Genomic DNA, 26,973 nt, shown 5'->3' with positions numbered 1-26,973 from the left:
CTTAAAGGCAACCGCTCGTTGTTCAGCTGTCGCTATTTTCGACTTGGGCGTCGTTCTCGCGATCCAGCAAATACTGCGTTAGCAGCCCAACAGGGCGTCCGGTCGCGCCTTTCTGTTTGCCGGAGTGCCAGGCAGTGCCGGCGATATCCAGGTGTGCCCAGGGGAAACGGTCGGCAAAACGCGAAAGGAAACACGCTGCGGTAATCGTGCCTGCCGGGCGGCCGCCGATGTTGGCCAGGTCGGCGAAGTTGGACTCCAACTGCTCTTGGTACTCATCCCATAGGGGCAGGTGCCAGGCGCGATCCCAGGATGCGTCGCCAGCTTCCAGCAAATCAAGCGCCAGGTCGTCGTCGTTGGATAGCAAACCGGTGGCGTGATGGCCCAACGCAATGATGGCCGCGCCAGTGAGCGTGGCGATATCGACGACGCTTGCGGGTTTGAAGCGCTCCGCGTAGGTTAGCGCGTCGCACAGCACTAAACGGCCTTCGGCGTCAGTGTTGAGCACCTCAACGGTTAACCCCTTGAGGGTGGTGATGATATCGCCGGGTTTGGTGGCGGCACCGTCCGGCATGTTTTCCGCAGCAGCGACGATAAACACCAGGTTGAGCTTGGGCTTGATCTCGAGGAGTGCTTTAACCGTGCCGAACACGCTGGCGGCGCCGCCCATATCGAATTTCATTTCGTCCATGCCTTCGCCAGGCTTGAGCGAGATACCGCCGGTATCGAAGGTGATGCCTTTGCCGATCAATACGTGTGGGGCTTCGTCCGCGTTATCGGCGCCTTGATATTTCATGACGATTAAGCGGGTCGGCTCGCGACTGCCGCGACCTACCGACAGCAGGGCGCCGGCGCCCAAGTCAGCTAGCGCGTCTTCGTCGAGAATATCCACGGATAACGCCCCTTTCGAGTCGCGCCCAAGTTGTTCGGCCTGGTCGGCTAAATAGCGCGGCGTGCAGACATTGCCCGGTAGATTGCCCAAGGTACGCGTATAGTTAATGCCCTGGCCGATGGCGCTGCCCTGTTGGGCCCCTTTTTGGGTAGCGTCGGCATCGCTGGCGCTGCCGATCATCAAATTTAACTGGGTTAGGCTGGACGCAGGCGCGGGGTTGCGTTTGAACTGATCAAAGCGGTAGCTCGCGCGCTCGATACTCTCGAGTACTTTGCGCGCCTTCCAGCGCGTATCGCGATCGTCCAAGGGTATGTCGGTCAGCATTACACTGGCTTCGCCAATGGGCAGTTTAACCAGCGACGCCATAGCCGCATCCAGGGCTTTCAAGTACGCTGCTTCATGGCATTTTTCGCGCTCGCCCAGGCCGACTAACAGCAGGCGCTGGGCCCCGAGGCCCGGCGCGTACGGCAGTAGCTGAATGTTCGCCAGGCTGGCATCAACGTCGCCGCTGGCCACCAGTTGACCAATCAATTGCTCACTGGCGTCGTCGAGTTTTGCCACGGCAGGCAGAAAATCGCTGTCCTTATAGACAGGAACAACAAGGCAGGCCGTTTCTATTTTGGCCGGATTGGCCGTCTGAACGGAAAATTCCATGACGTCTCCAACAAGACAAGCATCGAGGTATTCAGGATAATGGGCCAGTGTACCCAAGCACCGCAGGCATTGCATGACATCCTGTCCGACTAGCCGGAGAGCGCGTTGATCTTATTCCGCTATTTAACCCGTGAAGTATTGCTCACCATGTCTGCTGTGGCGGGCATATTACTGCTAGTCATCATGGGTAGTCGCTTTATCCGCTATTTTTCAGATGCGGCGGAAGGCGATTTTCCGGTCAACATCCTGGGCACTTTGATGTTGTATCACCTGCCGGGTTTTATGGAACTGATTCTCCCGCTGGCGTTTTTTCTGGGCATTTTACTGGCCTACGGCCAACTCTACATGAATAGCGAAATCACCGTCATGGTGGCCTGCGGCATGAGCCCCACTCGATTACTCAAGGTCACGCTACTGCCCGCCTCGGCGGTGGCGGTGTTGGTGGGGGTATGCAGCCTTTGGTTAACGCCTGCGGGCGCGCTGAAAACCGCGGCTATTTTGGAAGATCAGCGTAGCCGCTTAGACGTCTCGGTGCTGGCTCCCGGGCGGTTTCAGGAGTTTGGCGGCGGCCGTACTGCCTATATCAGCGGTTTTAATGACGATGGTGAAATGCAGGATGTGCTGGTTCACGAGCAGCGCCAGCCCGGCGATGAGGGCGCTTATAATTTCGTGACCCGGGCGAAGACCGGCTATCAAGAAACGCGCATGGATACCGGTAGCCGCTTTTTGGTGCTTAATGATGGCGAGCGCTATGGCGTAACGCCAGGGCGGCGCAATGCCGAACGCTTGACGTTTGAGCGCTATACGCTGCGTTTGGGGCTTAGCCGTGATCGCCAAGAGCTTGATTCTTTGGAATACACCACGACGGCGGCGCTGTGGCGAGACGGCAATGATCGTGCCCAAGCACAATGGCAATGGCGGGCTGGGTTGCCGTTGATGGTCTTTGTACTGGCGATCATGGCGCAGCCGCTGTCGCGGGTGAACCCCCGGCAGGGACGCTTTGCCAAGCTGCTTCCCGCTGTTTTTTTATACGTGGCATACCTGAGTTTATTGCTGGCGGCCGTGGATGCGGTGGGTAGCGGTGCATGGTCGACCGTCCTGGGGATTTGGCCCGTTCACGGACTTTTCTTGGTGCTCGGCCTGCTGATGATCTGGCACTCGCAACGCAAAGGGATGCGCTAATGTTGAATGGGCTAACAAGCGTTGATCGTCTCGACCGCTACATAGCACGCAATGTGCTGGCGGCCATTGTCGTCGTGCAGTTTGTCTTGCTGGGCCTGGATATCACCATTGCCTACATCGACGATTTAGGCGATGTGAAAGAGGGTTACAGTGCGTTGGACGCGTTTTTTTATCTGCTAATGCGTGTGCCCTGGCGGTTTTATCAGTACGCGCCGGTAGCAGTGTTGATTGGCGCGTTAATTGGCTTGGGCAGCATGGCGTCGAGCAACGAGTTAACCGTGATGCGCGCGGCGGGTCGCTCCTTGGCGCGTATTGTCTGGAGCGTGATGAAGCCCGTACTGCTGGTAGTAGTCGTGGTATTGATGGTGGCGGAATATGTAAGCCCGCGCACCGAACAATATGCCGAAGCCTGGCGGCTCGAGAAACTCCAGGGCGAAGGGGCGATGCTAACCAGCCGTAGCGGTTGGCAGGTAGAGGGCGACAGCGTTTACCGTTTCGGTGCCATTCGTGCTGATGATGTCGTGTTGGATTTGACCCGTTACCGCTTTGACGAAGAACGTCTTGTCGAAGCGACATACGCGCAGCGCGCTCGCTGGGACGATGGTGCCTGGCAATTAGAGAATGTTGCCACCACGCGGATTTTCGATGGCCATACCGAGTCCGAGCATGCTAACAGCTTACGCTGGGACACCGATTTTACCCCGCTTCAGTTAGAGCGGCTGCTGCGCTCGGTGGAGAGCCAAGCGCCCAGCGAGCTATGGGCCTATGCGGGCTTTTTAGAAGAACAGGGCCTGCAGGCCGACCAGCCATTACTGTACTTTTGGCAAAAGCTGTTACTGCCGTTCACCATGGGGTCGCTGGTGTTAATTGCGGCCTCGTTCGTGTTTGGCCCGTTGCGTACTGTGGCGGCGGGTACCCGGGTGTTTTACGGTGTGGTAACCGGGTTGGTCTTTAAATACGTTCAGGATTTGCTGGCACCGGCTTCAACGCTGTTTGGTTTCTCGCCCGTGTGGGCCGTTTTGGTGCCGACCTTGGCGTGTGCAGTGGTGGGGATCTATTTTCTGCGCCGCAACGGCTAACCTTCATCTTTAGGGAACTTCATGGCTGAACGTCGCTTTTCCCAGCAAACCAATGCGCGGCCCGCAGGTTTAGGGCGGCGAGTTGGCGCGATGCTTTACGACGGCCTGTTGCTCACCGCGATCTGGATGGCGGTCACCGTCGCCCACCTTGCATTTTTCAGGTTCGTATTAGGCCAAAGCGCAGAAGATATTGGCACCATGGGCGTGGATATTTGGAGCCTGCGACTATTGCTGGTGTTGTTTACCACGCTGTTTTTTGTGTATTTCTGGCGGCGGGGTGGTATGACACTGGGTATGCAGGCATGGCGGCTGCGGGTGCAAACCACCGAGGGAGACGCCATCTCATTGAAACAAAGCCTGGTGCGCTGTCTTACTGCTTGGCTGTCCTTGGCGGCGCTGGGAATAGGCTATTGGTGGGTGCTATTTGATACCCAGCGCCGCAGTTGGCCAGACATCGCGTCCAACACGTCGACGGTCGTGTTACCCAAGCACAACGCCAAAGACTAATCGCTACTAAAGGCTATACATTTTTACTTGCAAAGATGTATGCGAATCATTTACATTCATCTCATGACATTTATGAGGTGCAGCCATGTACGTTTGTGTGTGCAAGGGAGTAACCGACCATCAGATTCGCCAGCAGGTTAGCGACGGAGCGCGCACCTGGCGAGAAGTTCGTGAAGCCACCGGCTGCGCCACTCAGTGCGGTAAGTGTGCCTGCTTTGCAAAATCCCTCACTCGTGAAGCGGTTCATGAGGCTCGTTTAGAAGCCAATATGGATCTCGCCTACGCGGTGTGACGCGAATCGCTATTGTTCGATTTATCGTTAGCAAATATTTGATTTACTTGAATTTTTAAGCCCCTTCCTTATACTCCCTGTAAGACAGGGAGTATGCCCTTCCATGGCCTATACTCCTTCATTTACGTAACTGCTTGATCGTGTTTATTAAACCGTCAGCATTACAGAGAAAAGGTGACGTCATGAAAGGTGATCCGAAAGTAATTCAGCACCTCAACATTGCACTTGGCAACGAATTGGTCGCGATCAACCAATATTTTTTGCACGCCAAAATGTACAAAGATTGGGGCCTGCAGGCGCTTGCCAAGTGGGAATATGATGAGTCCATCGAAGAGATGCAGCACGCCGATAAAATCATCGAGCGTATTCTGTTTCTCGAAGGTATTCCCAACCTTCAGGACTTGGGCAAGCTGCACATTGGTGAAAACGTCAAAGAGATGCTTGAGTGCGACTTAAAAATCGAGCATGACGGCCGTAATGACTACATCGACGCCATTACTTATTGCGAGAGCGTAAAAGACTACGTGACACGCGACATGCTGCGTGACTTGCTCGCCGACGAGGAAGATCATATCGACCACATCGAAACCGAGCTTGGTTTGATCGACAAGGTGGGCATTCAGAATTATATGCAGCGTCAGATGCAAATGGCCGGTGACGAGTAAACGTTTAAGCTGGTCAGTTTGCAACGTAAAACGGGCAGCCAATTGGCTGCCCGTTTTGTTTTAAGCCTTACTCAGAGTCATCGTCATCAGAATCATCTGAGGTTTCCACTATGCCGCAGGCTACACGGCTGCCACCGCCGCCAAGCGCCTTTGGGTCATCCGAGTAATTGTCGCCACCCTCATGAATCATAATGCTGCGCCCTTGGATATCTTTGACGCTCAAGCGCGGCGCGAGCACGGGCAAATCAGCGACGCCATCGTCATTAACCGTTAACACCGGAAGGTCGCCTAGATGTCCCTTTCCATAAGGCCCTTCATGGGTCTCTGTTTCTTCTGGGTCGTAGTGGCCACCGGCATAAAGCGCGGCGGTCATGTGACCGCTATCATTTTCCTGGGCTTCGCAGCTCGGGTTTTCGTGCACATGAAAACCGTGCACACCGGTCTCCAGGTCGCTTAGATCCGGCGTTAACAGCAAACCGTGTTCAGCGTCATCAAGTTTGATAGTACCGATGGATTCCCCAACACCCTCGGCACTGACCTTATGCATTTCTACTTCCATGCTCTCATTTGCCTGAGCAGCAGAGACAAGCAGTAGCGAGGCGGCAAGGCCACCGATTAATGAAACATAACGCATGGTCGTGACTCCTTTCCAGATCCGTGGAAACAATTGATAAGGTACCCCTTCAAAGTAGTTGGCTACTGGCTAACCTGCCAATCCATCAAGCAAGCGCTTTACTCATTGTGAGGATGACAACGCCCTGGTAAGCCGCGACAATGGCGCCTTGTTTTTGTAAATAGTTTTAGTGACTGGCTATTATCTGGGAGCGTTATGACGCCATTGAACATCCTTTATCAGGATGAATATCTCGTTGCGGTGCATAAGCCGTCGGGACTTTTGGTGCACCGCTCGGCGTTGGCGCGGGGCGAAACCGAATTCTTGCTCCAGCGGTTGCGTGATCAGATCGGCAAGCGGGTCTATCCAGTGCATCGGTTAGACCGACCCACATCGGGCGTGATGGTGTTTGCGCTCTCATCTACAGTGGCTGGCCTGCTTAGCGACGCCTTCAGCGAGCGACAGGTAGAAAAACGCTACCTGGCTGTGGTGCGCGGTAAAGCACCGGAAAGTGAGCGTTTGGACTATCCGTTGCGGGAAGAGGACGGCACCCGTCCCAAGGCGGAAATGCCCGCCATGCCCGCGATGACGGATATTCGCCGTCTAGACAGCGTCGAGCTGCCGGTTCAGGTAGACCGCTATCCGGTGGCGCGTTACGCGTTGGTGGAAGCGCGGCCGTTGACCGGGCGACGCCACCAGATTCGCCGTCATCTATCGCGACGTGGCTATCCGATTATCGGCGATGCCAAGCACGGCAAAAGTGTTCATAATCGCTTTTTTGCCGAGCGGCTTAGTGCGCCTCGGTTATTGCTGGCGGCCACTTATCTTGCATTTGATCATCCCCTGTTAGACAAGCGGATGGAGTTTAGCTGTGCGCTGGATGACACGATGACGGCGTTATTTCATCATCTCGGCTGGGCAGGGCACTTGCCGCTGGATAGCGTGCGTATGCCACCCCACACCACTCCGTCAGCCCTCCAAGCGCTATGAATGAGTCTGCTATGTCCTCAACCGTGCCTCCAGATCAACCCATATCCGCTGCCCAGCGGGAACCCGCTTCTGCGGGCTATGACTTTCGCTTTGGTGGGATTCGTCGCCTCTACGGGCAGCGAGCTGCTGAGGCGTTTCGACATGCCCACGTAGTGGTGGTCGGCGTCGGCGGTGTGGGCAGTTGGGCCGTAGAGGCGCTGGCGCGCTCGGGTATTGGCAAGCTGACGCTGATTGATTTGGACGACGTCTGTGTGTCTAACGTCAACCGCCAGCTGCATGCGTTAGATGGCACCATCGGTCAACCTAAAGTTGAGGTGCTGGCCGAGCGCTGTCGTTTGATTGCTCCCGAGATCGAGATTATGGCTGACACCGCCTTCGTGACGCCCACTAACCTAGCCGAACGTATCCCAGCTGACGCTGATCACGTGGTGGATGCCATCGATAGCGTGATCGCCAAGGCCGCGCTGATCGCCTGGTGCAAGCGGCGCAAAATCCCCATCACCGTGACTGGCGCGGCGGGTGGTCAAACCGATCCTACGAGGATTCAGGTCGCCGATCTCACCCGCACCGAGCACGACCCACTGTTATCCAAAGTGCGCTCACGACTGCGCCGGGACTACGGCTTCTCCCGCAACCCCAAGCGGCGCTTCTCGGTGGAGTGCGTCTACTCTGACGAGCAGCTGGTGTACCCCAGCGGCGACGGCGAGGTGTGCCTGCAAAAGCCCGGCAGTGGTGACGCTACCCGACTGGACTGCGCCTCCGGTTTCGGCGCCGCCACTTTTTTGACCGGTACCTTCGGCTTTGTCGCCGCTTCAAAAGTGCTTGAGCGGCTCGCCAAAAAAGCCAACCAGCCAGCTATTCAGAAGGAAAGCGAATGACCGCTCCCGTTCCCGGTATTTATCGCCACTATAAGGGCAGTCTTTACGAAGTGCTCGGCACCGCCCAGCACAGCGAAAGCGAAGAGTTGTTGGTGGTATATCGTGCGCTATACGGCGACTACGGCCTCTGGGTGCGTCCGCTTGAGATGTTTGTTGAAACGGTGACAAAAGACGGCCATACCCAGCCACGCTTTGCGCTGGAGAAAGCGTTTTAAGCCTGTATTTCGTTAACAAGGAACGCTCATGCCCCCCACATCACCCCAGCAAACGCTAAGAGCCGTCTTTGGTTTTGATGACTTTCGCGGCGGCCAGCAGGCGGTGGTGTCCAGAGTGTTGGAGGGGCACTCCACAGCGGCGATTTTCGCTACCGGCGCGGGAAAGTCATTGTGCTATCAACTTCCCGCGCTGCATTTGCCGTATTTAACCCTGGTGGTGTCGCCACTGCTGGCGCTAATGCAGGATCAGCTGGCTTTTCTGGCTCGTCACGGCGTGGCAGCGGCGAGCATTGATTCCACTCAAGACCGCAAGACTACCCGTGATGTGATGGAGCGCGCCAAAAGCGGCGAACTAAAAATTCTGATGGTGTCGGTGGAACGGCTCAAGAACGAGCGCTTTCGCCATTTTCTACGCCAGGTCAATATTTCGCTGCTAGTGGTCGACGAAGCCCACTGCCTTTCTGAGTGGGGGCATAACTTCCGCCCCGATTATTTGAAGCTGCCGGACTACCAGCGCGACTTTGCCATCCCCCAAGTGCTGCTGCTCACTGCCACGGCGACCCCTGCTGTCATCGATGATATGGGCGAGAAGTTTGCCATCGCGCCGGAAAACGTGATCACCACCGGCTTTTACCGCCCCAATCTTGAGCTGCTGGTGTCACCCGCCATGGAGGATCGCCAGCAGCAGCTTATCAACTGGCTTAAACCGCAGATGCAGCCGGGCTTTGAGGCGCCGACGATTATTTACGTCACCCTGCAGCAAACCGCCGAGCAGGTGGCGAAAGCCTTGGCGGCCCAGGGCATCGCAGCTCAGGCGTACCATGCGGGGTTGGACTCATCCCGCCGTGACGAGATTCAGAACCAGTTTATGAGCGGCGAGTCGCCCTGCATCGTGGCCACCATCGCCTTTGGCATGGGCATCGATAAGGGCGATATCCGTAACGTGGTGCATTATGACCTGCCCAAGTCCATCGAGAACTACAGTCAGGAAATTGGCCGGGCAGGGCGCGACGGCCTGCCTTCCACCTGCCTGACCCTGGCCGGGCGGGATGGTCTGCGGGTGCTGGAAAACTTCGTTTACGGCGATACCCCTGAATACGTTGGCATCTATCGCCTGCTGGAAGAAATCGCGGCGGCAGGCCAAGCGCCGGATCGCCAGTGGGAAGTGTTGCTTTTTACGCTTTCCCGCGACACCAATATCCGCTCGCTGCCATTGAAAACACTATTAGTGCGGCTGGAAATGCACGGCGTGATTGCGCCGCGCTTTGCGTTTCTGGCCGAGTATCGGCTGCGCTACGATATTGAACCGGATGCCTTGGTGAGTCGCTTCGAGGGCGAGCGGGCGGCCTTTGTGCGTCTATTGATCGATAATATTCCTATCGCCCGCACCTGGGGCACGGTGGATTTTGACCGCCTGCACCAGGCGGGCCAGGCGCAGCAGGTTGATGCCTCTCGTGCTCGCGTCATAACCGCCCTTGAGTACTTTCAGGAAAAAGGCTGGTTGACCCTGGAAGGCAAACGGATGACCGATGTTTATGAGGTGCGCCAGCCCGATTTTGCCATTGAGGCGCTGGCGAGCCAGCTGTATGACGACTGCCTCACCCGAGAGCGCGCCGAGATCGAGCGGCTGCATTCTATGCTGGCGCTGTTTGAGTCGGAAAGCTGTCTCACCCGGCGTTTAGCCGAGCACTTTGGTGATAGCTCGTTTGATACACCATCCGATGCCGAGCAGGGCCGCTGCGGGCACTGCTCGGTGTGTTACGGCCACCCGGTAAAATTACCTGATGCACCTCCACAGCCCCCATTAAGCGATGCGGACTTTCAACAATATGCCAGGCCCTTTGTAGAGCACCACTCCGCACAGCTTGGCCAGCCACCTAATGCCCAGCGGCTGGCGCATTTTCTGTGCGGCTTAACCATGCCGGTGTTTACCCCGCTCAAAGCCCGCGGCCTTAACGGCTTCGCGGTTTTTGAGCAACGTGCCTACCCCGAGGTGCGCGCGTGGGTAGCTGAGCACTTGGCAAGTTGAAACGCGCGCACCGATACTAAAGGCGAATTGTTGGCTACGCTTAAGCTCTCACAAGGACGTACATTCAAGGAGCAGCGATGTTAAGCGGAATTGTAGCGGCGTTACTGGTGACGGTCGCCGCTGTCGTAGCCAGCGTGTTGGTGCATTATGAAGTGGCAATACGCATTAGCCGCAAACTGGAGTACTGGCAGCTTGCCTTAAGAGGGCGCTTTTTAGTCTTGTTTATGGCACTGTTTGGGGCTCATCTTGCAGAAATTGGCCTTTTTTCCGTGGCGTTAATTGGCCTGCAAGCCTTGCCCGACACGGGACAGATTTCGGGCAGTGAAGCTGTGTCGCTGTGGGATTATGTCTATATGTCCGCAATCAGCTATACCACCCTCGGCTTTGGCGACCTGACGCCTGAGGGTGGTATGCGGTTGCTGCTAAGCGCCGAAGGCTTGATCGGGTTTATGCTGATCACCTGGTCGGCGTCAATCACCTTCTTGCAAATGCAGCAGCATTGGGCCGTGGGAGATGAATAGCTGGGGGGCTAATCCCAGGCAGGAAACGGATCAGGCAGCTTTTTCCACGCCTCCATACCTTCCAGCAGTTCGCCTTCGCTTAGTAGGCAGGCATCCAACGCTTCGCGCATTCGGGCTTGATCCAGATTCTGGCCGATAAATACCAACTCCTGGCGCATATCGCCGAATGGTTCCTGCCACTTTTCAATTATAAACTGGCGCGACTCGGGATCATCGGGCCAGTTCGCTTCAGGAATGGCTTTCCAGAATACGCCTGCCGGGCCGTGATGGGCGATGCCGCCCGCCTGGCTCCATTGGCCTGCATAGCGCGGGCGAGTAGCGAGCCAGAAAAAACCTTTCGAGCGCAGCAGCCCTTCTCCAAACCATTCGGCATTGAGCAAATCGTGGAATTTCTGCGGGTGAAAGGGGCGACGGGCATGGTAGGCGAAGCTGCCGATGCCATACTCTTCGGTTTCCGGCACGTGCTCCCCACGCATTTCTTTCAGCCAGCCCGGTGCCAATTGAGCGCGTTCAAAGCTGAAGTTGCCGGTATCCAGTACCTTGTCCAGCGGCACGCCGCCTTGGGTGATCGGCACCAACTCTGCGTCGGGGTTCAGCGAGTGCAGGATAGCCTTCAGCGCCTCCAGCTCTTTTACGTCGATCAGATCAGTTTTGCTGATCAGCAGCACATCGCAAAACTCGATTTGATCGACTAAAAGATCCGCGACATTGCGCTCGTCGTCTTCGCCCAGGCTTTCACCGGCTTCGGCGAGGCTTTGTGCTTCGCGGTACTGGGCAAGAAAGTTGGCGCCATCCACCACGGTCACTAGCGTATCTAGGCGGGCGACATGGGAAAGGCTCTGACCGCTGCCATCTTCAAAGGTGAAGGTTTCCGCCACGGGCAGCGGTTCAGAAACCCCGGTGGACTCAATCACCAGGTAATCGAACCTGCCTTCCTGGGCTAGTTGGCTGACTTCTTCCAACAGGTCTTCGCGCAGCGTGCAACAGATGCAGCCGTTGCTCATCTCCACCAGGCGTTCTTCAGAACGGTTCAGCGCCACATCGCTATCCAGTGTGGACTCGCCTGGGCCGCCGCGCACCAGCGCACCGTCGATATTCACCTCGCTCATATCGTTGACGATCACCGCCACCCGGCGACCCTCGCGGTTGGCTAAAATATGATTGAGAACGGTGGTTTTTCCAGCACCTAAAAAACCCGAGAGCACGGTCACGGGCAAAGGGGAAAATGCAGACATTGCGAGTACACCTCTGATTAGGTTTATGTTATGTGATAATATAACATTTTATCAGTGGTTCGGAAGGCCCATTTAGAAAATGACATTGAGGCTGTGGTGTTAGTAAATCAGCGCTTATATTGCGTCGGGCAGTAGCCCCTTAGAACATCCGGCGAGCGCAAGGCAGTATGTTTAGTTGCGCGACCGGTGACGCGCTTGCGCCATAGGCGAAACGAGGTGGGTTTAAGCTGGTGGCGCATTACTTCAATGACATCAGGTTCGGCCAAACCAAATAGATTTTCGATTGCTTCAAACGGTGTGCGGTCTTCCCAAGCCATCTCAATAATGCGCGATTGCTCATCATCGGGTAAACGACGAAAGCGTTTCACGGCCGCTTTAGGCATTGGGCACCTCTCTATTGGGGGTAACACGCTGTTTACTATACCAGCGCAACACGTCAATCACGATAAACAGTGCCAGGCTTGCCCCTAATACGGGAAGGGCCGCGCCAATTAGTAAGGTCACGCCGAGGGTGATCATTTTCATTGTTGGTGTTAGCGATACCCAAGGCTCGGTCACCGATGGGAAGCGTTGACCGCTTGCCACGCGAAGGCGTCGCCATGCCATTAAGTAGCCCCAGGCAATCAGCACGACCACACCAGCGGCAATGGCCGCCAGCACCAACTGATTGGTTAATCCAAACAGAACACCCATGTGTAGATCGATCCCCCAACGGGTGAGCTTAGCGGCCAGCGGGAAACGTGTGAAATCGGTTTGGTCGATGACCGACATACTTTGTGGATGCAGCGCTACTTGGTCTACCTGGGTCGGCCAGCGGCGATCTATTTCGGCGACCCGCCATGCCTGCTCTGGCGAACGAGGCGGCGTAAGTTGTATGCGGTCAGCTTCCAGTCCTGCAAGGCGGGCGCTAGTCAGTGCGCGATCGAAATCGGAAAGTGCGATGGTTGGTGTGCTTGAACGGTGGGCTGACGAACGGTGCTGGGCATGTTCATCGAGAGGCTCGCTTTGGGATGCGTTGATTTGGGTAGACACGCTAGGCGTGCTCCACCCCCAGGCGTGACGTAGCTCGGCGATGTTACCGCCTGCCCATTGCGACCAGGTAAGCCCCGTCGCGGAAAATAACAATAGACCTAACGCGAGCACGCTGCCCAGCACGGCGTGGCGCCGGGCAAGCCGCCGTGGTCCCTGGCGTTGGCGCAAGGCTTGGCGTCGCGTAAACCATAACGCCACGCCTCCCAGAGCCATCACCCATAGCCACGAGGCAGCTAGTTCACTGTAAAGCCGCCCAATGTCACCCAGTAGCAACTGGCGGTGAAACAGGTCGACCTGGGTGCGCAGTGGCAACACGCCGCTTGTCCCGTAGACGTTAGCTTCACCGGTGACATTGAGCGTAACGGGGTCGATAAACACCGCCTTATGTTGTGAGGGGCCCAGCGAAGAATCACTGAACATGATCCGTGTGGTGTCGCCTGATTCAGGAGCTGGACGCACTGCATCAGGTGGAGTCGTGTTGGCCAGATACGTCTGGGCCGCCGCGATCTGGGCGCTTAACGGCTGAAGCTCGCCCTGCTCGGTGCCCTCTAGCGCGTCTTGATACACCCAGTTTTCAAGTGACGGGCTAAGCACATAAGCGATGCCGGATAACGCCGCAACAAGAATGAACGGGCCGACAAAAAGGCCAATATAAAAGTGCAGGCGACTGACCAATTGTATTAGCGGTTGGCTGAACGAGGTAGGGCGAGACATGGAAGACCTGAGCGATAAAAACAGCTGGTTATTTTAAGCGAGCCGAATAGCCTTCGCCAGGTTGGATGGCGTCAAAGAGAATGGCTTAGTCGGGCTTAGCTGCTATCAAAGCGCGAAATAACCCGTTCATGAGTACCGGTTCGTCGTGGCGGATGGTGAAGCCTGCTTGATTGAGTAAGGGCTGCGCTTGACGGGTGATATCGGTGGCGAGCAGCGAGGTGAAGGCATTCAATCCCCGGCGTGCCGCACCGGCAGGTTGGTCATCAGGTTGAAACTTATCCATCACACATAGTTGGCCGCCGGGGTTGAGTACGCGATAAGCTTCGGCCAGCCCCTGCTGGGGGTTGGGTATGACAGCCAGCAACAGGTGCATGACCACCACATCAAAATGTGCCTCCGGGTAGGCAAGTGCTTCGGCATCCATAACTTGGCATGTCACATCGCGTTGGTATCGACTGGCACGTTCAGCAGCACGTTTGACCATGGCGGGGGTCAAGTCGGTTAGGTGAATTTCTAGCTCACGGGGAATAAAAGGGAGGTCTAGACCGGTACCTGCGCCGACCAGCAGCACCCGCATGCCGGGTTCCCAGTCCACTTGACCCAGCGCCACCTGCCGAGGCCTGCGAAAAGCGCGATTCACAATGGCATCGTATATCGGGGCATAAGCGGTGTAGCGGATGCGGTTCCAAGCGGTGGTGTTGAGCATAAAAGCTCCTGTGACACGCAGCGTCGATAGATCACCTATACCATGAATGAGCAGGTGCCACCAATAAGCACAACCTTTGGGTGGGCAGGCTAGGCACCGTTTGGGGATGGGGTTTAAACAGGACAACAGTTTTTAAGGCTTAACTGTTAGTGCTGTGCTGAGTGATTTTAAATCTGCGGAAGTTAGTTTTTTAGTTTAATAGTTATCCGTATTATTTTTATTAAAGCGGTTGGATAGATTCTCAATAATATCGATTAATAATTGACGATCACTCGTCTCAAGTGGCGCAAGAAGATGCCTTACCCGGCTGGACTGATCGTCTAGATGGACGCTGGCTTGCCCTAATAGCACTGAGGCTTCACAGTTAAATATTTCTGCCATTTGCAGAAGTCTCACTATATTGGGGATAACCCTCCCGCGCTCAATTCTTGAGACAGCTTCATTGCCAATGCCAAGGCGTTCAGCCACTTCTTCCTGGGTCAGTCGACTGCGAATCCGCTGCTTGGCAATAGCTCTTCCGATGTTGCTAGCTAGCCGTTTCTGTTCAATTTTATTCACAGTGTCCTCCATATAGACCTGAATGGTTGAGGATCGACCTATTGACAGGAAGGACTATTTAGGTTGAATATCAACCTTAAAGGTTGATATTCAACATGATAGATAGTTTTTTGTGGCAAAGCGCGTCGAACAACTGGGAAAGTTGTTAATTTAATTTTTTTGGTCATTTAAATAATAATAATGTTGGATCTTTAGGAGCGGGAGTAGTTAGTAAGGTTGAACTAGATGTTGTTATTTAAATAATCGGCGATGAATAATAAATAGCCGTTTGAGGGTGGCGGGTTTAAGACAGGCATAGACCCAAAGTGGGTGTGGGCTCTGCCGTGGGAAGTGGCGAGTCGAGTTTTTAAAGATATAAAACATGCAGTTGTTTACTCAATTACTAGCGTATGGTTCAGGGATGATCACACAGCGGCTTTCTTCGGCTCCGGCCGAGACCTTTGGCTAGCAGACGTGGCTTACCTGACGAAATCCAAAGGCGTTGATATCATGTCTTCTACTAGGGCACCAGTGGTTTTTAGGCAGTTGGCTGATAGCTTGACCTCGGCCAGTGAAAACGGTTTTTTTTGTCACCTTGTCAAAGCGCTATCGGAAATCCTGCGCGTTGATCATGCCCTTTTGGCGCGTTGATCATGCCCTTTTGGCGCGCTTAGATCGCCGCCCTGGCGTAGCGACGCCTTTGGCCTTCTGGACGCATGGGGCGCTTAGCAATTTAGAACCTTATGCGATAACAAACACGCCTTGTGAACAAGTTGTTACGCTGTCTCGCTGGTGTAGTTTATCCGGCGTGGGTGATCGCTTTCCCAATGATACTCGGCTTGGCGCGTTATCGATTGAAGGATATTGGGGCGTTGCCATCAAAGGACCCGATGGCACTTGCCTGGGCGTGCTTGCGATTATGCATTCCTCTCCACTGGTGCCGCCTTCATACACCGAAGAAGTCCTGCGTATCACGGCCACCCTGAGTGGTACTGAGCTAGCCCGCCAAGTCACACAGGCAAATGTACAAACAAGATTGCGAAGTAAGAACCGTGCGCTTCGGCTAATGAGTCGAAGTCATGATTTATTAATGCACACCGGGAGTGAGCAGCAACTGATGGAGGCGGCGTGCTGTTTGGCGGTTGGTGTGGGTGGCTATACTGCCGCTTGGATCAGTCAGCGGGCGCCTGACGCTGAATCAACTGATTCATTACAGGTAATGGCCATGGCGGATGCCGATGGCGACGTAGCCTCTTGGTTGAGTCCTACTCAGCTGTTTATTGCACGCTATAGCGCTGAGTTCACCGAGCGTGCGTTATACCGTCAACGTCCCGTTTGTATTGAATGTCTTGATGACGAGAGCATGCCCTCGGGGGTACGCCAAGCGCTTATGGCGCTTGGCGTGGAACAGATCATAGCGTTGCCGTTGCACTGCGCTGAAAAACATTATGGGGTGTTGACGCTTTACCAGCAGCAGCGCGGCAAGCTGGGCCATGATGAGCTGCCTTTGTTGCAAGACCTGGCGAATGAGGTCTCGCTGGGTATCGAAAGTCGGCGTCGCCAGCAAACCGAGCAGCGTATTCAGCAGGCGGTAGCGCGGGTGGCAAAGGCCATGTCTGCTGAGCAGGGAGGGGCTTTTTTACATCAGCTAACCGCCCATATGGCCGAGGCGCTATCCGCCGGTGTAGGATTTATCTCACTGTTGGATAAGCATGATCAGGATTTTGCCCATACGGTAACCCTCTACATTAATGGGCAGCGCGAAGATAATTTTGCGTACTACCTTCCTGGTGTGCCGTGTAAAAAAGTGCTTGTTGAACAGGAGTGCATCGTGACAGACGGCGCCGCCATTATGTTGCCTGGCGAAAGCTGTGGGGCGTTGGACTGGGTGAGTGGTTATGTCGGGCGCCGGTTGAATGACAGCCGTGGTAAGCCCATGGGGATTATCGGGGTGATGTTTGAAGCGCCATTGGTCGAGGTGGAGATGGTGCGTAGCGTGTTGCAGATATTTGCGGCGCGGGCGGCCTCTGAACTTGAGCGCCAAACAGATGAAGCGAAAATACGTCAGTTAGCCTACCGGGATGTAGGCACTCAGTTGCCGAACCGTATCGATTTTATGCGCCATTTGGCGAGTCAACTATCGGCTCCCATCTCGTCACCCTTGGCCCTCTTGCTGCTCGACCTTAACCACTTCAAAGAGATTAATGATACGGCAGGTCATGATACCGGCGATGTGGTCTTAAAAGTGGTCGCCGAGCGGTTCGCTTCTGTTATAGCACCGGGTGACTACCTGGCGCGCCTGGGGGGAGACGAATTTGTGGTGGTCTGTCATGGGGCGGATGCCGACATCGCCTTAGCGACGGCGCAGCGACTATGCGAGAGCATTGATAAACCGGTCGACATTGGTCAGCAGTCTTTTGAGCTATCCGTCAGTATGGGTGTGACGCTGTATCCGCACCATGCGACCTCGCCCCAGGCATTGCTCAAATATGCCGATATTGCTATGTATCAGGCCAAGCGTCAGAAGCTGTCGGTACTCCACTTTGAGTCCTGGATGGGCCAGTTAGTCTCAGAAAAGCTGCATATTGCCAAGCGGCTAGCGGTGGCGATTGCCGAGCATCAGTTACGGTTGCACTATCAACCCCAGGTTGACCTTCGCACGGGTCAATTGATTGGTGCCGAAGCGCTATGCCGCTGGCACGATGAGGAGTTAGGCTGCGTCTCACCCAGCAAGTTTATTCCCATCGCCGAAGAGCGCGGCATGATGGTGGCGCTGGGCAATTGGGTGATAGAAGAAGCTTGTCGACAGCTGGCAGAGTGGCAACAACAGGGAATGCGGCTCCCGGGCCAGTTGGCGATCAACATTGCGGCGGATCAGTTTGAGGACGACGATCTGGCGACGTCGCTGTTGGCCTTCTGTCATCAGTATCAGGTTGAGGCGTCAATGCTTAGCCTGGAAATCACCGAAAGTGGCATTATGGTTCATCCCGAAAAAGCCATTGCCATGACCGAAACGCTTAAGGGGCACGGGCTTGGCTTAGCCATCGATGATTTCGGCACCGGCTATTCCTCGTTGGCCTATTTAAAGCGCTTTGCTGCCGATAAAATCAAGATTGATATTTCGTTCGTTCGCGACATGCTCACCAGCGACAATGACCGTGTGATTGTCGCGACGATTATTGCCATGGCCACCACCTTGGGGCTTGAAACGATTGCAGAAGGTATCGAACACGCCGACCAGGCAGAGGCGTTACTCTCAATGGGGTGCAACCAGGCCCAGGGCTACTATTTTGACCGACCGTTAGTTGCTGACCATTTTGCCGAGCGTTGGCTAACGTGATCAATACTCACAGCATCAGTGAACGCGACCCACCGCCAAGAGCTTTTGCCTATTTATGAACAAGTGCGAGGATTTTTGATGACGCTAACCTTCAATGAGGTAGACGAACAACAGCGCTGGTATTCCGTAGACGATGGCGTAATGGGCGGCGAATCCCAGAGCCAATTCAGTGTTGTCGATGGAGAAGGCTGTTTTCACGGTGAGGTGTCGTTGGAAAATGGCGGCGGCTTTGCCTCGGTGCGCCGTAAGCCTAACGGCTTTGAACCCACCTTGGCGAATGCCCTGGGCTTAGCGCTAACCGTGAGAGGGGATGGGCGTACCTATCAACTGCGGCTGAAAAGTACATCACTTGGTGATGCCTCTGCTTATCGAGTGAAATTTACGCCGTCTCAGAATGCTTGGGAAACACTGCATTTCCCTTGGGACACTTTTGAAGCCGTGCGTCGCGGGACGGTATTAACGGACGCGCCACCGCTCCATCCTTCAGATCTAACCCAGGTAGGCTTTTTAATCGCCGACCGTACCGCGGGATCCTTTTGTTTGCAGCTGACTCGTATGGACGCATTACGCTAATAGGTGGGTTACCCACCAAGGTCGCCTCGCATGTAGTTTGCCGTTGGGTAACGCTAGGCAAAATCGACAGGAGGTTAGCCCGTGAAACTTTCTCCCGCGTATCGCTTAGCGGCCACCGTATTGCACGGCTTTGACGAGTACCGTGCGCGCTTTAAACAGATCACCGCTGATGCCAGCCGGCGTTTTCGTGACGCGGCGTGGCGTGACGCCCAGCAGGCCTCGGCGTCGCGCATCAACCTCTATGAAGAAAAAGTCAACGACACCATGGGGCGTTTGCAGCGCACCTTCAGCCATGAGGTGTTGGCCCACTGCGAAACCTGGGGCGAAGCGCGAACCCATTATGCGGAATTGATTAGCCAGCGGCTCGACTACGAGCTGGCAGAAACGTTTTTCAACTCGCTATTTTGCTCGATTTTTCAGCACCGCCATATCCGTAACGAGTGGATGTTTGTGTATAGCTCCCGAGAGGATGCCGCGCACCGCTCGGGGATTGAGCTGTGCCGTCGGGAAAAGGTCAATGGCGATTGGCCCGGCGCCTTAGCCTGGGCGTTGGTAGAGGCGCCGTTTGAAAACCGGTTTGTCGACCTTGAACGCGATACTAAGCTAGGGGCCGAGCTGCTTGAGGCACAGCTTCCCCCGGCGATTATGCAGGCAGATGATGCTCAAATAGAGCTTTTGAAAAGTGTGTTCTACCGCAACAAAGGGGCCTATCTAGTGGGCCGTATCTCGGGGGGTGGCGAGCAGGTGCCGCTGGTTTTACCGGTATTGCACGGTGAAGGTTATGGTGAGGAGCAAGGGGGCGATCCCCGCTTGCATCTGGATACGGTGCTCACGGAAACCGACGAGGTATCGATTATCTTCTCCTTCACCCGCGCCTATTTTCAGGTCGAGGTGGCGGTGCCCAGAGAGTTTGTCGATTACCTCCAGCAACTAATGCCGCACAAGCCGGAAGGGGAGCTTTACGCTGCTATCGGTTTTTTTAAGCACGGCAAAACCGAGTTTTTCCGGGCGTTGAACCGCCAGGTGGCCAAGCGCGAAGATCAATTTATTATCGCCCCAGGCGTGCGCGGCATGGTGATGGCGGTGTTTGTACTGCCCAGCTTTCGCACCGTGTTTAAAATCATTAAAGATAAATTCGACCCAGCCAAAGACGTTACCCACGCCGTGGTGCGCGAAAAGTACCGCCTAGTGAAACGCCACGATCGGGTAGGGCGTATGGCGGATACCCAGGAGTTTTCTAATTTTACCGTACGTCAGGATCACTTCGACCCAGAGTGCCTTGAACATTTACTAGCGGTTGCACCTTCCATCGTCTCGCTGAAAGACGACAAGGTGATTATCAAGCACTGTTACACTGAGCGCATGATGACCCCGCTGAATATCTACCTGGAAGAATGCAGTGCCGCTGAGCAGGCGATGGTGCTAAAAGACTACGGCAACGCCATTAAGCAGATGGCGGCGGCGAATATTTTCCCCGGCGATATGCTCCTGAAAAACTTTGGCGTCACCCGCCACGGCCGGGTGATTTTTTACGACTATGATGAAGTCTGCTACCTCACCGAATGCCGTTTTCGGCATATTCCCAAATCCTATAGCAATGACTTCCAGTCAGGGGGAGCCGAGACGTTGTCTATCGGCCCTAACGATATTTTTCCCGAAGAATTTGGCCCCTTTATGTTTGCCAACCCAGAGCTTCGTCGGCTGTTTATGGAGCAACACCCGGAGCTATTCGATGCCAGCTATTGGCAGGAGTTGCAGCGGGCGATTATTGACGGGCGGGTGATCGACGTTTACCCCTATCGCAATAAGCAGCGTTTCGCAGGAACCGTGGGGCAACTGGTATATTAGGCTGATACAGTAAGCGGCTGACACTGCTGAAGACAATGACGAGGCCACGATGACAGCATCCCCACACTTGGTGGTATTTACCGGCTCGGGTATCAGCGTAGAGAGCGGCATCAAAACCTTTCGTGCCAGTGACGGCCTGTGGGAAGAATATCCGGTGGAGGAGGTGGCTACGCCGGAAGGATGGCGACGCGATCCTGAGCGGGTGTTGCATTTTTATAATCAGCGCCGCGATCAAATCCGCAAAGCCAAACCCAACGCGGCCCATAAAGCCTTGGCAGCCCTTGAACAGGACGGGTTTAAGGTCAGCGTGATTACCCAAAATATTGATGACCTGCATGAGCGGGCAGGCTCCCGCCATGTGCTACACCTTCACGGCGAGATTCTAAAAGCGCGCTCATCGGTAGACGCGCGCCTTCGCTACCCGCTGCCCAAAGGGGGGATTACCCTTGGTGATGTATGCGACAAGGGCAGCCAACTGCGCCCGGACGTGGTGTGGTTCGGCGAGTCAGTACCGCTGTTTGAAGATGCCTGTGACATTGCGAGCCAAGCGGATTTTTTTCTAGTGGTGGGCACGTCGCTGGCGGTAATGCCTGCCGCCTCGCTGCTTTCCTACATTGAGCTGGATACCCCGTGTGCCTTGGTTGACCCCGACGCCGATTCGCTAACCCCACCGGGCGTGTTGGCGGTTAACACCAACGCTGGTGAGGGCGTTCCCGCGCTGGTCAATCAGTGGCGTAAACAAGGCAATTTGATATTGCCTTAAGACGCTGATCCATCAAGAAACCACGCCTTCATTACGTCGGTAATTTGGGCCATTTCACTTTCAGAGGTGATGTAGGCGGGCATGGTATACAGCCAGCGACCGATGGGCCTTAGCCACACGCCCCGCTCGCGGGCAAAGCTGCCCACGCCTTTCAGCGCCTCGGCGGAGTGTGCTTCAATCACGGCGGTGGCACCCAGTACGCGCACATCAGCCACGGCGGGGTGGGCATTAAGGGCACCATCGTCGAGCAGCTCGCGGCTAAGAATTCGGCTGAGCGCGGCGATTTTGCCCAGATAATCCTCTTCCTCAAACACACGCAAACTTTCCAGTGCCACGCGACAGGCCAGCGGGTTCCCCATAAACGTAGGGCCGTGCATAAAAGCATGGTGTTCGCTATCGCCGATAAAGGCGTCGTGGACGCGATCCGTGGCCAGGGTGGCGGCGTGGCCCAAATAACCGCCGGTCAAACCTTTAGAGAGCACCATGATATCCGGCGTTACATCCGCATGGTCGGCGGCAAACAGTTTTCCCGTGCGGCCAAAGCCGGTGGCCACTTCGTCAAAAATCAGCAGCACACCAAACTCATCACACAACGCCCGCGCGCCGCGCAAATAGTCCGGCGAGGTCATATTGAGCCCGCCCGCCGCTTGTAGCAGCGGCTCCATGAGTAGCGCTGCGATCTCGTCATGATGGTGCTCAAGTACGTCACGCAGAGCACTGAGATCGTGGTCTACCTGTGGCGGCGTGGCATCAAAAGGGGCCGTGGGCGCCGAGGCGAAATGGTGCTGGGGCAGCAGGCTTGCGAACAGGCCATGCATGCCTTCTTCCGGGTCGCAGACTGCCATGCAGCCGGTGGTATCACCGTGGTAGGCCTTCATCAGCGAAAGCATTTTTTGCTTGCCGGGGTGGCCGGTGAGCACTTGATATTGCAGGGCCATTTTCATGGCCACTTCCATGCCCACCGAACCGCTGTCGGAGTAGAACACATGATTCAGCCCGTCCGGAGTGATTCGCACCAGCTCATGGGCTAATTGATCGGCGGGGTTGTGGGTTAGGCCGCCGAGCATCACATGGCAAAGCTCACCTGCCTGCTCGCGAATGGCCGCTACCAAGCGCGGATGGCTGTAACCGTGAATCATGCACCACCAGGAGCAGGTGGCATCCAGCAAACGCTCGCCGCTCTCAAGCACAAAATGAGCGCCGTCACCGCCCACCACTTTGGGTGCGGGCGTTTGGGTTTTTAAGTTCGCATAGGGGTGCCAAACCGGCGTGTTCATAACGGCTCCAGAGAAAGATAGGGGTGGGCAGCAGCAGCGCTGGGGGCATTAAGATGGGGGATTACGCCCAAACAGGGGGCTGCGAGTTTGGCGTTTAGATGCGCAATGTTGGCCTCAAAGCGGGCAGAGTCAGCTTCAAAGGCGGGATCAACCACGCTACCCACCCAGCCCGCCAGCGTCAGGCCGTCGGCGATAATAGCTTCCGCGGTGAGTTGTGCATGATTAAGACAGCCCAGTTTAAGCCCGACGACCAGGATGACCGGCAGGCGCAGGACGTTGGGAATGTCGCAAAAATCCTCACGTTCGTTGAGCGGTACGCGCCAACCGCCTGCCCCTTCAATCAGCGTTAGATCACGCGGGGTGTGGTTAAGCGTTTCGCGTAAAATACCCGTGATAACGCTGATATTCAGCGGCCGGCCTGCCTCTATCGCGGCTAAATGGGGCGCAATAGCGGGCTCAAAGGTGATCGAATTAACCGTGGTGTAGGCGACCGGCGGAACGCTTTGTGCTTGCAGGGCCAGGGCATCGCTATTGCGCAGCCCGTCAGACGTCGCCTGGCTGCCCGAGGCGATGGGCTTTAAGCCCAGCGTGCTGAGCTGCTGGCGTTTGGCGGCGTACAGCAACGCACTGGTGGCCAGGGTTTTGCCTGCATCGGTATCGGTGCCGGTGACGAAATAGACGCTCATGCCGATTTTTCCAGCTGCAGGGTAAAGCAGCGGTAGCTGACGGGCAGGCCTTGTGCTTCGCGAAGGGTTTCAAAGCGCTCGCGGGCGCCCGCCACCTCGGCGCGGGTAATTCGAGCGCCGGGGCGTGCCACTTGAGCGCCCACACCTTTGATAGAGGCCATCACCGCTTTTAGGTCGGGGTAGTAAAACGTGCGCCACTGGGCAGACTGACGTGCCAACGTAAGCCCGCTGTTGACAACGGCGCGCTTCAGCTCGGCGGCACTGGGCGTGGTGAGCAGTGCCTCCGGGCGCTGCCAGGCATCGGCGACTTCGCTAAGCGTGCCGGGCAGCAGCGTGGTGATATACGCTTGACCGGTATCGCTAAGCACGCGCTGTATTTCACCCATCACCGCGTCGATGTCGGGGCACCATTGGATCGCCAGGTTGGAAAACACCAGATCAAAACGTTGCCCACTAAACGGCAGCGCGGCGGCATCGCCTTGCTGCCAGTGGATAGTGTCACCATAGCGCTGGCGCGCCTCCTCCAGCATCCCGGGGGCTAGATCCAGGCCGGAAAGTCGAGCGCTGGGGTAGCGTTTCGCCAGCCGCTGAGTCCAATAGCCAGTGCCGCAGCCCAAGTCCAAAATGTTCAGCCCCGCGGTGTCAGGTAAGTGGTTCCAGAGGGTTGTGCCGATATGGCGCTGGGCGCTAGCCAAGGCATCGTATTGCGGGGCTGCCCGGGAGAAAGCGCGGGCAACGTTTGCCTGCCAGCTAGACGTCACTGGGCAGCGCAGCGCTGGGGTCGCTGTGGTGGTACTCACACTAGCTCCTTAGCGGCGAACGCTGATGCTTGCTCAGCCAAGACGGTGGCCAGCCGTGCCGGTTGCGAGAGCATGGGGCAATGGCCGCTGTGGGCAAGCGGCACCGCCCGAGCATGCTTGCTGGCGCCAATCAGGGGGTCGTGCTCTCCGATCAGGCGAATCACCGGGCAAGGCGCCTGTTGCAAACGCTGGGTATTATCCACATTGGCAAGCCAGTCAAGGCCTTGGGATAGCGTAGTGTGATCGGCGCTGGCGTGGTCGCCGAGGAGCGCGCGCAATTGCCGGTGGGCGTGGCGTGGGGTGGGCTCACCCTGGGCCTGCCAGCGTAAAAAATGCTGCCAGGTGATATCTGGCTCCCGGGTAAAAGCCCGGCGGAAGCTGGCAAGTTCATGCTTGCTAACACCATCATCGCTACAAAACCGCTCGCCTGTGCCAATCAGCAAAAGACCGCGCGGTGCTGGAAGCTGATCGAGTAGCGCGGTGGCCAATAGTCCACCCAGCGACCAGCCTACCCATACGGCATCCTCGGGAAGTTGATCGGCCATGGCGCTGGCAAGCTGTTCGAGGGTAGCGTTTTCGGGCAATGCTGGTGTATTGCCATAGCCCGGCCAGTCAACTGACTGCGCTTCTATATGCTCGGGCCAAAAGTCATCGAGCGGTTGCCAGATGCGCCTATCCACGCCCCAACCAGAAAGCAGTATTAAGCGGTGACGTGGCATGCGGCCTCCTCGCGCTGACAACTGTTCAGCCCTTCCAGCAAGCGGTCGATGTCGCTGTGGCTATGTTTGGCGCTAAGCGTAATGCGCAGGCGTGCCTCACCGTTGGGCACCGTGGGCGGGCGAATGGCGCCGACGTAAATACTTTGCTGGGCGAGCCTGGCAGCCCAGGTCATGACGCGGGTCTCGCTGTCGAGTAGCAGCGGCTGAATGGGGGTAGCCGAATCGCTAAGCGGTAGTCCCAAGGGCAGCGCCGCACGGCGAAAGTAGGCGATGTTGGCGTTTAGCTGGGCGCGGTGTTCCGGCTCTCCCTGAACGATCTCTAGCGCTTTAAGGGTGGCGGCGGCAATCGCCGGGGGCTGGGCGGTGGTGTACACATAGCTGCGTGAAAACTGAATCAAATGATCGATTAACTCGGCATCCCCGGCCACAAAGGCGCCCGCCGTGCCCAACGCTTTGCCCAGGGTGCCCACCAGAATCGGCACGTCCTGGCTAGTGACGCCGCCAGCACAGCCGCTGCCGTTCTCGCCCAGCACGCCGACGCCATGGGCATCGTCAATCATCAGCCAGGCGTTGTGCCGCTGGCTGACGTGAGCAAGCGTGGCGATCTCGGCGACATCGCCATCCATGCTAAACACCCCGTCGCTGACCACTAGCTTGTGCTGGCGCTCACTGCGCTCCAGCAGGCGGGCGAGATCATTGCTGTTACGGTGATGATAGCGCCGTAAGCGAGCACCGCTTAGCGTCGCGCCATCGATTAACGATGCGTGGTTTAGGCGGTCTTGAAAGATAGCCGTATGGCGGTCAGCCAGCGATTGCAGCACGCCGAGATTCGCCATATAGCCGGTGGAAAACAACAGCGCACGTTCGCGCCCCGTCCACTGTGCCAGGGCGTCTTCCAGTGCGTCATGAACTTCCAGGTGGCCGCTGACTAAATGCGAAGCGCCTGCACCCGCACCGTAACGGCGCGCGCCTTCTGCTTGGGCTTCGCAGACGCGAGGGTCTTGGGCAAGCCCCAGATAGTCGTTACCGGCAAAGTCGAGGGTGTTGCTTTTGACTACCTGCCGAGTTCGCCAACGATGTGCCTGTTGGCGATCAGTACGGGCATCGGTTAAGCGTTGTTGCCACGCTTCAGACACTGGCATCCACCGCTAGCTCGGCGACGCGCTCGGCATTTACCTGCTGCTGCGCCTGTTGGGCGAGGCGAGCCGCTTCAGCATCATCGCTTTCGCAGGTCTCGATCTTTTCAGGGTGTAGGCCCAGCTTGGCAAACAGGGCACGGTCGCGATCGGCCTGGGGGTTGCCGGTTGTTAGCAGTTTATCGCCATAGAAAATCGAGTTGGCCCCAGCCAAAAACGCTAACGCCTGGGTCGATTCGTTCATTTGCTCACGACCCGCGGAAAGCCGCACGTGGCTTTGAGGCATCATAATACGGGCCACCGCAATGGCGCGGATAAACTCGATAGGATCCAGATCCTCAACGTTCTCCAACGGCGTGCCGGGCACCTTGACCAGCATATTGATCGGGACGGATTCGGGATGCGGGGAGAGTTTGGCCAATTGCTGCAAGAGCGCGCTGCGATCCTTGGGGTCTTCGCCCATACCCAGAATACCGCCGGAGCACACCTTCATGCCCGCTTCGCGAACGGTAGCCAAGGTATCCAGCCGGTCGCTGAAGGTGCGGGTGGTGATGATTTCACCGTAGTAATCGGGGGAGGTATCCAGGTTATGGTTGTAGTAATCGAGCCCTGCGGACGCCAGGCGGCTGGCCTGGTCGCCATCAACCATGCCCAGGGTCATACAGGTTTCAAGCCCTAAGGCTTTGACCTGGCGAACCATCTCTTCCACCAACACCAGGTCTTTATCCCGGGGGCTGCGCCACGCGGCACCCATACAAAAACGGCTTGCGCCCGCCTCTTTTGCCGCCTTGGCTTGCTCGACGACTTTTTCAATTTCCAGCAGCTTCTCTTTTTCTAGTTGGGTATTGTAGTGGCCGGATTGGGGGCAGTATTTGCAGTCTTCCGGGCAGGCGCCGGTTTTAATCGACAGTAAAGTAGAAACCTGCACTGCGTTAGCGTCGAAGTGGGCGCGGTGAACCTGCTGGGCTTGAAACAGCAGATCATTGAACGGCAGCGCAAAAAGCGCGTTAATTTCGTCAAGCGTCCAGTCGTGGCGTTGGGTGGCGGTGGTCACGGGTAAACCTTAATGATTTTGAAAGTTGACGAGACTTTA

The 26,973-nt window shown here is 56.3% G+C and carries 27 protein-coding genes; 14 read left to right on the top strand and 13 right to left on the bottom strand.

Annotation, left to right across the window (positions count from 1 at the left end; all coding sequences use genetic code 11):
• Positions 1-22 precede the first annotated feature (22 nt).
• The gene (locus BLR97_RS07550) at positions 23-1,543 is read right to left on the bottom strand and encodes a leucyl aminopeptidase (protein ID WP_089704361.1); all 1,521 of its coding nucleotides are present in this window, start codon (positions 1,541-1,543) and stop codon (positions 23-25) included.
• A 105-nt stretch (positions 1,544-1,648) separates the two neighbouring features.
• Between BLR97_RS07550 and lptF the strand changes: the two genes are divergently transcribed.
• From lptF to bfr, 5 genes are all read left to right on the top strand, one after another.
• Positions 1,649-2,725: an LPS export ABC transporter permease LptF gene (gene lptF, locus BLR97_RS07545; protein WP_089704358.1), complete on the top strand. Its 1,077-nt coding sequence runs from the start codon at positions 1,649-1,651 to the stop codon at positions 2,723-2,725.
• On the top strand, positions 2,725-3,804 hold the full coding sequence (lptG, locus tag BLR97_RS07540; protein ID WP_089704355.1) for an LPS export ABC transporter permease LptG: 1,080 nt from the start codon (positions 2,725-2,727) through the stop codon (positions 3,802-3,804). The genes lptF and lptG overlap by 1 nt, the downstream gene beginning before the upstream one ends.
• Positions 3,805-3,825: 21 nt before the next feature.
• A complete protein-coding gene (locus tag BLR97_RS07535) occupies positions 3,826-4,311 on the top strand; it encodes an RDD family protein (RefSeq protein ID WP_089704352.1) in 486 nt (161 codons plus the stop codon).
• A gap of 85 nt (positions 4,312-4,396) precedes the next feature.
• On the top strand, positions 4,397-4,603 hold the full coding sequence (locus BLR97_RS07530; RefSeq protein ID WP_089704350.1) for a (2Fe-2S)-binding protein: 207 nt from the start codon (positions 4,397-4,399) through the stop codon (positions 4,601-4,603).
• 182 nt (positions 4,604-4,785) lie between these two features.
• A complete protein-coding gene (gene bfr, locus BLR97_RS07525) occupies positions 4,786-5,268 on the top strand; it encodes a bacterioferritin (protein ID WP_089704346.1) in 483 nt (160 codons plus the stop codon).
• Between the two features lie 67 nt (positions 5,269-5,335).
• On the opposite strand, the gene sodC is transcribed toward bfr, so the two are convergent.
• On the bottom strand, positions 5,336-5,902 hold the full coding sequence (sodC, locus tag BLR97_RS07520) for a superoxide dismutase family protein (RefSeq protein ID WP_089704343.1): 567 nt from the start codon (positions 5,900-5,902) through the stop codon (positions 5,336-5,338).
• 195 nt (positions 5,903-6,097) lie between these two features.
• Between sodC and BLR97_RS07515 the strand changes: the two genes are divergently transcribed.
• From BLR97_RS07515 to BLR97_RS07495, 5 genes are all read left to right on the top strand, one after another.
• Entirely contained in the window at positions 6,098-6,871 is a 774-nt protein-coding gene (locus BLR97_RS07515) for a pseudouridine synthase (protein WP_089704340.1), read from the top strand.
• Positions 6,872-6,882: 11 nt separating this feature from the next.
• Positions 6,883-7,749, top strand: a complete 867-nt coding sequence (gene tcdA, locus BLR97_RS07510) for a tRNA cyclic N6-threonylcarbamoyladenosine(37) synthase TcdA (RefSeq protein WP_244511255.1) — start codon at positions 6,883-6,885, stop codon at positions 7,747-7,749.
• A complete protein-coding gene (locus tag BLR97_RS07505; protein ID WP_089704337.1) occupies positions 7,746-7,964 on the top strand; it encodes a DUF1653 domain-containing protein in 219 nt (72 codons plus the stop codon). The genes tcdA and BLR97_RS07505 overlap by 4 nt, the downstream gene beginning before the upstream one ends.
• A 28-nt stretch (positions 7,965-7,992) precedes the next feature.
• The gene (locus tag BLR97_RS07500; protein WP_089704334.1) at positions 7,993-9,993 is read left to right on the top strand and encodes a RecQ family ATP-dependent DNA helicase; all 2,001 of its coding nucleotides are present in this window, start codon (positions 7,993-7,995) and stop codon (positions 9,991-9,993) included.
• Between the two features lie 77 nt (positions 9,994-10,070).
• On the top strand, positions 10,071-10,514 hold the full coding sequence (locus tag BLR97_RS07495) for a potassium channel family protein (protein WP_089704331.1): 444 nt from the start codon (positions 10,071-10,073) through the stop codon (positions 10,512-10,514).
• Between the two features lie 8 nt (positions 10,515-10,522).
• On the opposite strand, the gene zigA is transcribed toward BLR97_RS07495, so the two are convergent.
• The 5 genes from zigA to BLR97_RS07470 all read right to left on the bottom strand — a co-directional run bounded on the left by zigA (position 10,523) and on the right by BLR97_RS07470 (position 14,759).
• Positions 10,523-11,749 carry a zinc metallochaperone GTPase ZigA gene (gene zigA, locus BLR97_RS07490; protein WP_089704328.1) on the bottom strand — a complete coding sequence of 409 codons (1,227 nt, stop codon included), beginning with the start codon at positions 11,747-11,749 and terminating at the stop codon, positions 10,523-10,525.
• 107 nt (positions 11,750-11,856) lie between these two features.
• Complete coding sequence (locus tag BLR97_RS07485) at positions 11,857-12,132, bottom strand: TIGR03643 family protein (protein WP_089704324.1); 276 nt, start codon at positions 12,130-12,132, stop codon at positions 11,857-11,859.
• A complete protein-coding gene (locus BLR97_RS07480) occupies positions 12,125-13,495 on the bottom strand; it encodes a PepSY-associated TM helix domain-containing protein (RefSeq protein ID WP_089704320.1) in 1,371 nt (456 codons plus the stop codon). The genes BLR97_RS07485 and BLR97_RS07480 overlap by 8 nt, the downstream gene beginning before the upstream one ends.
• Before the next feature lie 85 nt (positions 13,496-13,580).
• On the bottom strand, positions 13,581-14,201 hold the full coding sequence (locus tag BLR97_RS07475; protein ID WP_089704317.1) for a class I SAM-dependent methyltransferase: 621 nt from the start codon (positions 14,199-14,201) through the stop codon (positions 13,581-13,583).
• A 195-nt stretch (positions 14,202-14,396) separates the two neighbouring features.
• The gene (locus tag BLR97_RS07470; RefSeq protein WP_170832997.1) at positions 14,397-14,759 is read right to left on the bottom strand and encodes a helix-turn-helix domain-containing protein; all 363 of its coding nucleotides are present in this window, start codon (positions 14,757-14,759) and stop codon (positions 14,397-14,399) included.
• 787 nt (positions 14,760-15,546) lie between these two features.
• Here BLR97_RS07470 and BLR97_RS07465 point away from each other — a divergent pair.
• From BLR97_RS07465 to BLR97_RS07450, 4 genes are all read left to right on the top strand, one after another.
• Entirely contained in the window at positions 15,547-18,078 is a 2,532-nt protein-coding gene (locus BLR97_RS07465) for a bifunctional diguanylate cyclase/phosphodiesterase (RefSeq protein ID WP_244511254.1), read from the top strand.
• Positions 18,079-18,156: 78 nt separating this feature from the next.
• Positions 18,157-18,651, top strand: coding sequence for a CIA30 family protein (locus BLR97_RS07460; RefSeq protein WP_089704311.1), 495 nt, complete (start codon positions 18,157-18,159; stop codon positions 18,649-18,651).
• An 81-nt stretch (positions 18,652-18,732) separates the two neighbouring features.
• Complete coding sequence (gene aceK / locus BLR97_RS07455; RefSeq protein WP_089704308.1) at positions 18,733-20,499, top strand: bifunctional isocitrate dehydrogenase kinase/phosphatase; 1,767 nt, start codon at positions 18,733-18,735, stop codon at positions 20,497-20,499.
• A 49-nt stretch (positions 20,500-20,548) separates the two neighbouring features.
• Positions 20,549-21,262, top strand: coding sequence for an SIR2 family NAD-dependent protein deacylase (locus BLR97_RS07450; protein ID WP_089704305.1), 714 nt, complete (start codon positions 20,549-20,551; stop codon positions 21,260-21,262).
• Here the strand turns inward: BLR97_RS07450 and bioA are convergent.
• From bioA to bioB, 6 genes are read right to left on the bottom strand one after another with little or no spacing between them, the layout of a single operon-like run.
• Positions 21,259-22,539, bottom strand: coding sequence for an adenosylmethionine--8-amino-7-oxononanoate transaminase (gene bioA, locus BLR97_RS07445; protein WP_089704302.1), 1,281 nt, complete (start codon positions 22,537-22,539; stop codon positions 21,259-21,261). The genes BLR97_RS07450 and bioA overlap by 4 nt on opposite strands.
• On the bottom strand, positions 22,536-23,225 hold the full coding sequence (gene bioD, locus BLR97_RS07440; RefSeq protein ID WP_089704299.1) for a dethiobiotin synthase: 690 nt from the start codon (positions 23,223-23,225) through the stop codon (positions 22,536-22,538). Before bioD ends, bioA begins: the two co-directional genes overlap by 4 nt.
• On the bottom strand, positions 23,222-24,025 hold the full coding sequence (locus BLR97_RS07435) for a methyltransferase domain-containing protein (protein WP_089704297.1): 804 nt from the start codon (positions 24,023-24,025) through the stop codon (positions 23,222-23,224). Before BLR97_RS07435 ends, bioD begins: the two co-directional genes overlap by 4 nt.
• Positions 24,022-24,744: an alpha/beta fold hydrolase gene (locus BLR97_RS07430; protein ID WP_089704294.1), complete on the bottom strand. Its 723-nt coding sequence runs from the start codon at positions 24,742-24,744 to the stop codon at positions 24,022-24,024. Before BLR97_RS07430 ends, BLR97_RS07435 begins: the two co-directional genes overlap by 4 nt.
• Positions 24,726-25,886, bottom strand: a complete 1,161-nt coding sequence (gene bioF, locus BLR97_RS07425; RefSeq protein WP_089704290.1) for an 8-amino-7-oxononanoate synthase — start codon at positions 25,884-25,886, stop codon at positions 24,726-24,728. The genes BLR97_RS07430 and bioF overlap by 19 nt, the downstream gene beginning before the upstream one ends.
• Positions 25,873-26,934 carry a biotin synthase BioB gene (gene bioB, locus BLR97_RS07420; protein WP_089704289.1) on the bottom strand — a complete coding sequence of 354 codons (1,062 nt, stop codon included), beginning with the start codon at positions 26,932-26,934 and terminating at the stop codon, positions 25,873-25,875. The genes bioF and bioB overlap by 14 nt, the downstream gene beginning before the upstream one ends.
• Positions 26,935-26,973: the final 39 nt, after the last annotated feature.

Origin of the sequence: Vreelandella arcis (assembly GCF_900103865.1) — a bacterium.
GTDB classification, from domain to species: domain Bacteria; phylum Pseudomonadota; class Gammaproteobacteria; order Pseudomonadales; family Halomonadaceae; genus Vreelandella; species Vreelandella arcis.
Note: the sequence above shows the minus strand (reverse complement) of the source record. Positions and strands in the feature narration are given on the sequence as shown.

What these genes read in the sequence shown, in the direction of transcription:
- BLR97_RS07550 (WP_089704361.1), bottom strand. Translation starts at nt 1,543, where the DNA reads ATGGAATTTTCCGTTCAGACGGCCAATCCGGCCAAAATAGAAACGGCC.
- lptG (WP_089704355.1), top strand. Translation starts at nt 2,725, where the DNA reads ATGTTGAATGGGCTAACAAGCGTTGATCGTCTCGACCGCTACATAGCA.
- BLR97_RS07535 (WP_089704352.1), top strand. Translation starts at nt 3,826, where the DNA reads ATGGCTGAACGTCGCTTTTCCCAGCAAACCAATGCGCGGCCCGCAGGT.
- BLR97_RS07530 (WP_089704350.1), top strand. Translation starts at nt 4,397, where the DNA reads ATGTACGTTTGTGTGTGCAAGGGAGTAACCGACCATCAGATTCGCCAG.
- bfr (WP_089704346.1), top strand. Translation starts at nt 4,786, where the DNA reads ATGAAAGGTGATCCGAAAGTAATTCAGCACCTCAACATTGCACTTGGC.
- sodC (WP_089704343.1), bottom strand. Translation starts at nt 5,902, where the DNA reads ATGCGTTATGTTTCATTAATCGGTGGCCTTGCCGCCTCGCTACTGCTT.
- BLR97_RS07515 (WP_089704340.1), top strand. Translation starts at nt 6,098, where the DNA reads ATGACGCCATTGAACATCCTTTATCAGGATGAATATCTCGTTGCGGTG.
- tcdA (WP_244511255.1), top strand. Translation starts at nt 6,883, where the DNA reads ATGTCCTCAACCGTGCCTCCAGATCAACCCATATCCGCTGCCCAGCGG.
- BLR97_RS07505 (WP_089704337.1), top strand. Translation starts at nt 7,746, where the DNA reads ATGACCGCTCCCGTTCCCGGTATTTATCGCCACTATAAGGGCAGTCTT.
- BLR97_RS07500 (WP_089704334.1), top strand. Translation starts at nt 7,993, where the DNA reads ATGCCCCCCACATCACCCCAGCAAACGCTAAGAGCCGTCTTTGGTTTT.
- BLR97_RS07495 (WP_089704331.1), top strand. Translation starts at nt 10,071, where the DNA reads ATGTTAAGCGGAATTGTAGCGGCGTTACTGGTGACGGTCGCCGCTGTC.
- zigA (WP_089704328.1), bottom strand. Translation starts at nt 11,749, where the DNA reads ATGTCTGCATTTTCCCCTTTGCCCGTGACCGTGCTCTCGGGTTTTTTA.
- BLR97_RS07485 (WP_089704324.1), bottom strand. Translation starts at nt 12,132, where the DNA reads ATGCCTAAAGCGGCCGTGAAACGCTTTCGTCGTTTACCCGATGATGAG.
- BLR97_RS07480 (WP_089704320.1), bottom strand. Translation starts at nt 13,495, where the DNA reads ATGTCTCGCCCTACCTCGTTCAGCCAACCGCTAATACAATTGGTCAGT.
- BLR97_RS07475 (WP_089704317.1), bottom strand. Translation starts at nt 14,201, where the DNA reads ATGCTCAACACCACCGCTTGGAACCGCATCCGCTACACCGCTTATGCC.
- BLR97_RS07460 (WP_089704311.1), top strand. Translation starts at nt 18,157, where the DNA reads ATGACGCTAACCTTCAATGAGGTAGACGAACAACAGCGCTGGTATTCC.
- BLR97_RS07450 (WP_089704305.1), top strand. Translation starts at nt 20,549, where the DNA reads ATGACAGCATCCCCACACTTGGTGGTATTTACCGGCTCGGGTATCAGC.
- bioA (WP_089704302.1), bottom strand. Translation starts at nt 22,539, where the DNA reads ATGAACACGCCGGTTTGGCACCCCTATGCGAACTTAAAAACCCAAACG.
- bioD (WP_089704299.1), bottom strand. Translation starts at nt 23,225, where the DNA reads ATGAGCGTCTATTTCGTCACCGGCACCGATACCGATGCAGGCAAAACC.
- BLR97_RS07430 (WP_089704294.1), bottom strand. Translation starts at nt 24,744, where the DNA reads ATGCCACGTCACCGCTTAATACTGCTTTCTGGTTGGGGCGTGGATAGG.
- bioF (WP_089704290.1), bottom strand. Translation starts at nt 25,886, where the DNA reads ATGCCAGTGTCTGAAGCGTGGCAACAACGCTTAACCGATGCCCGTACT.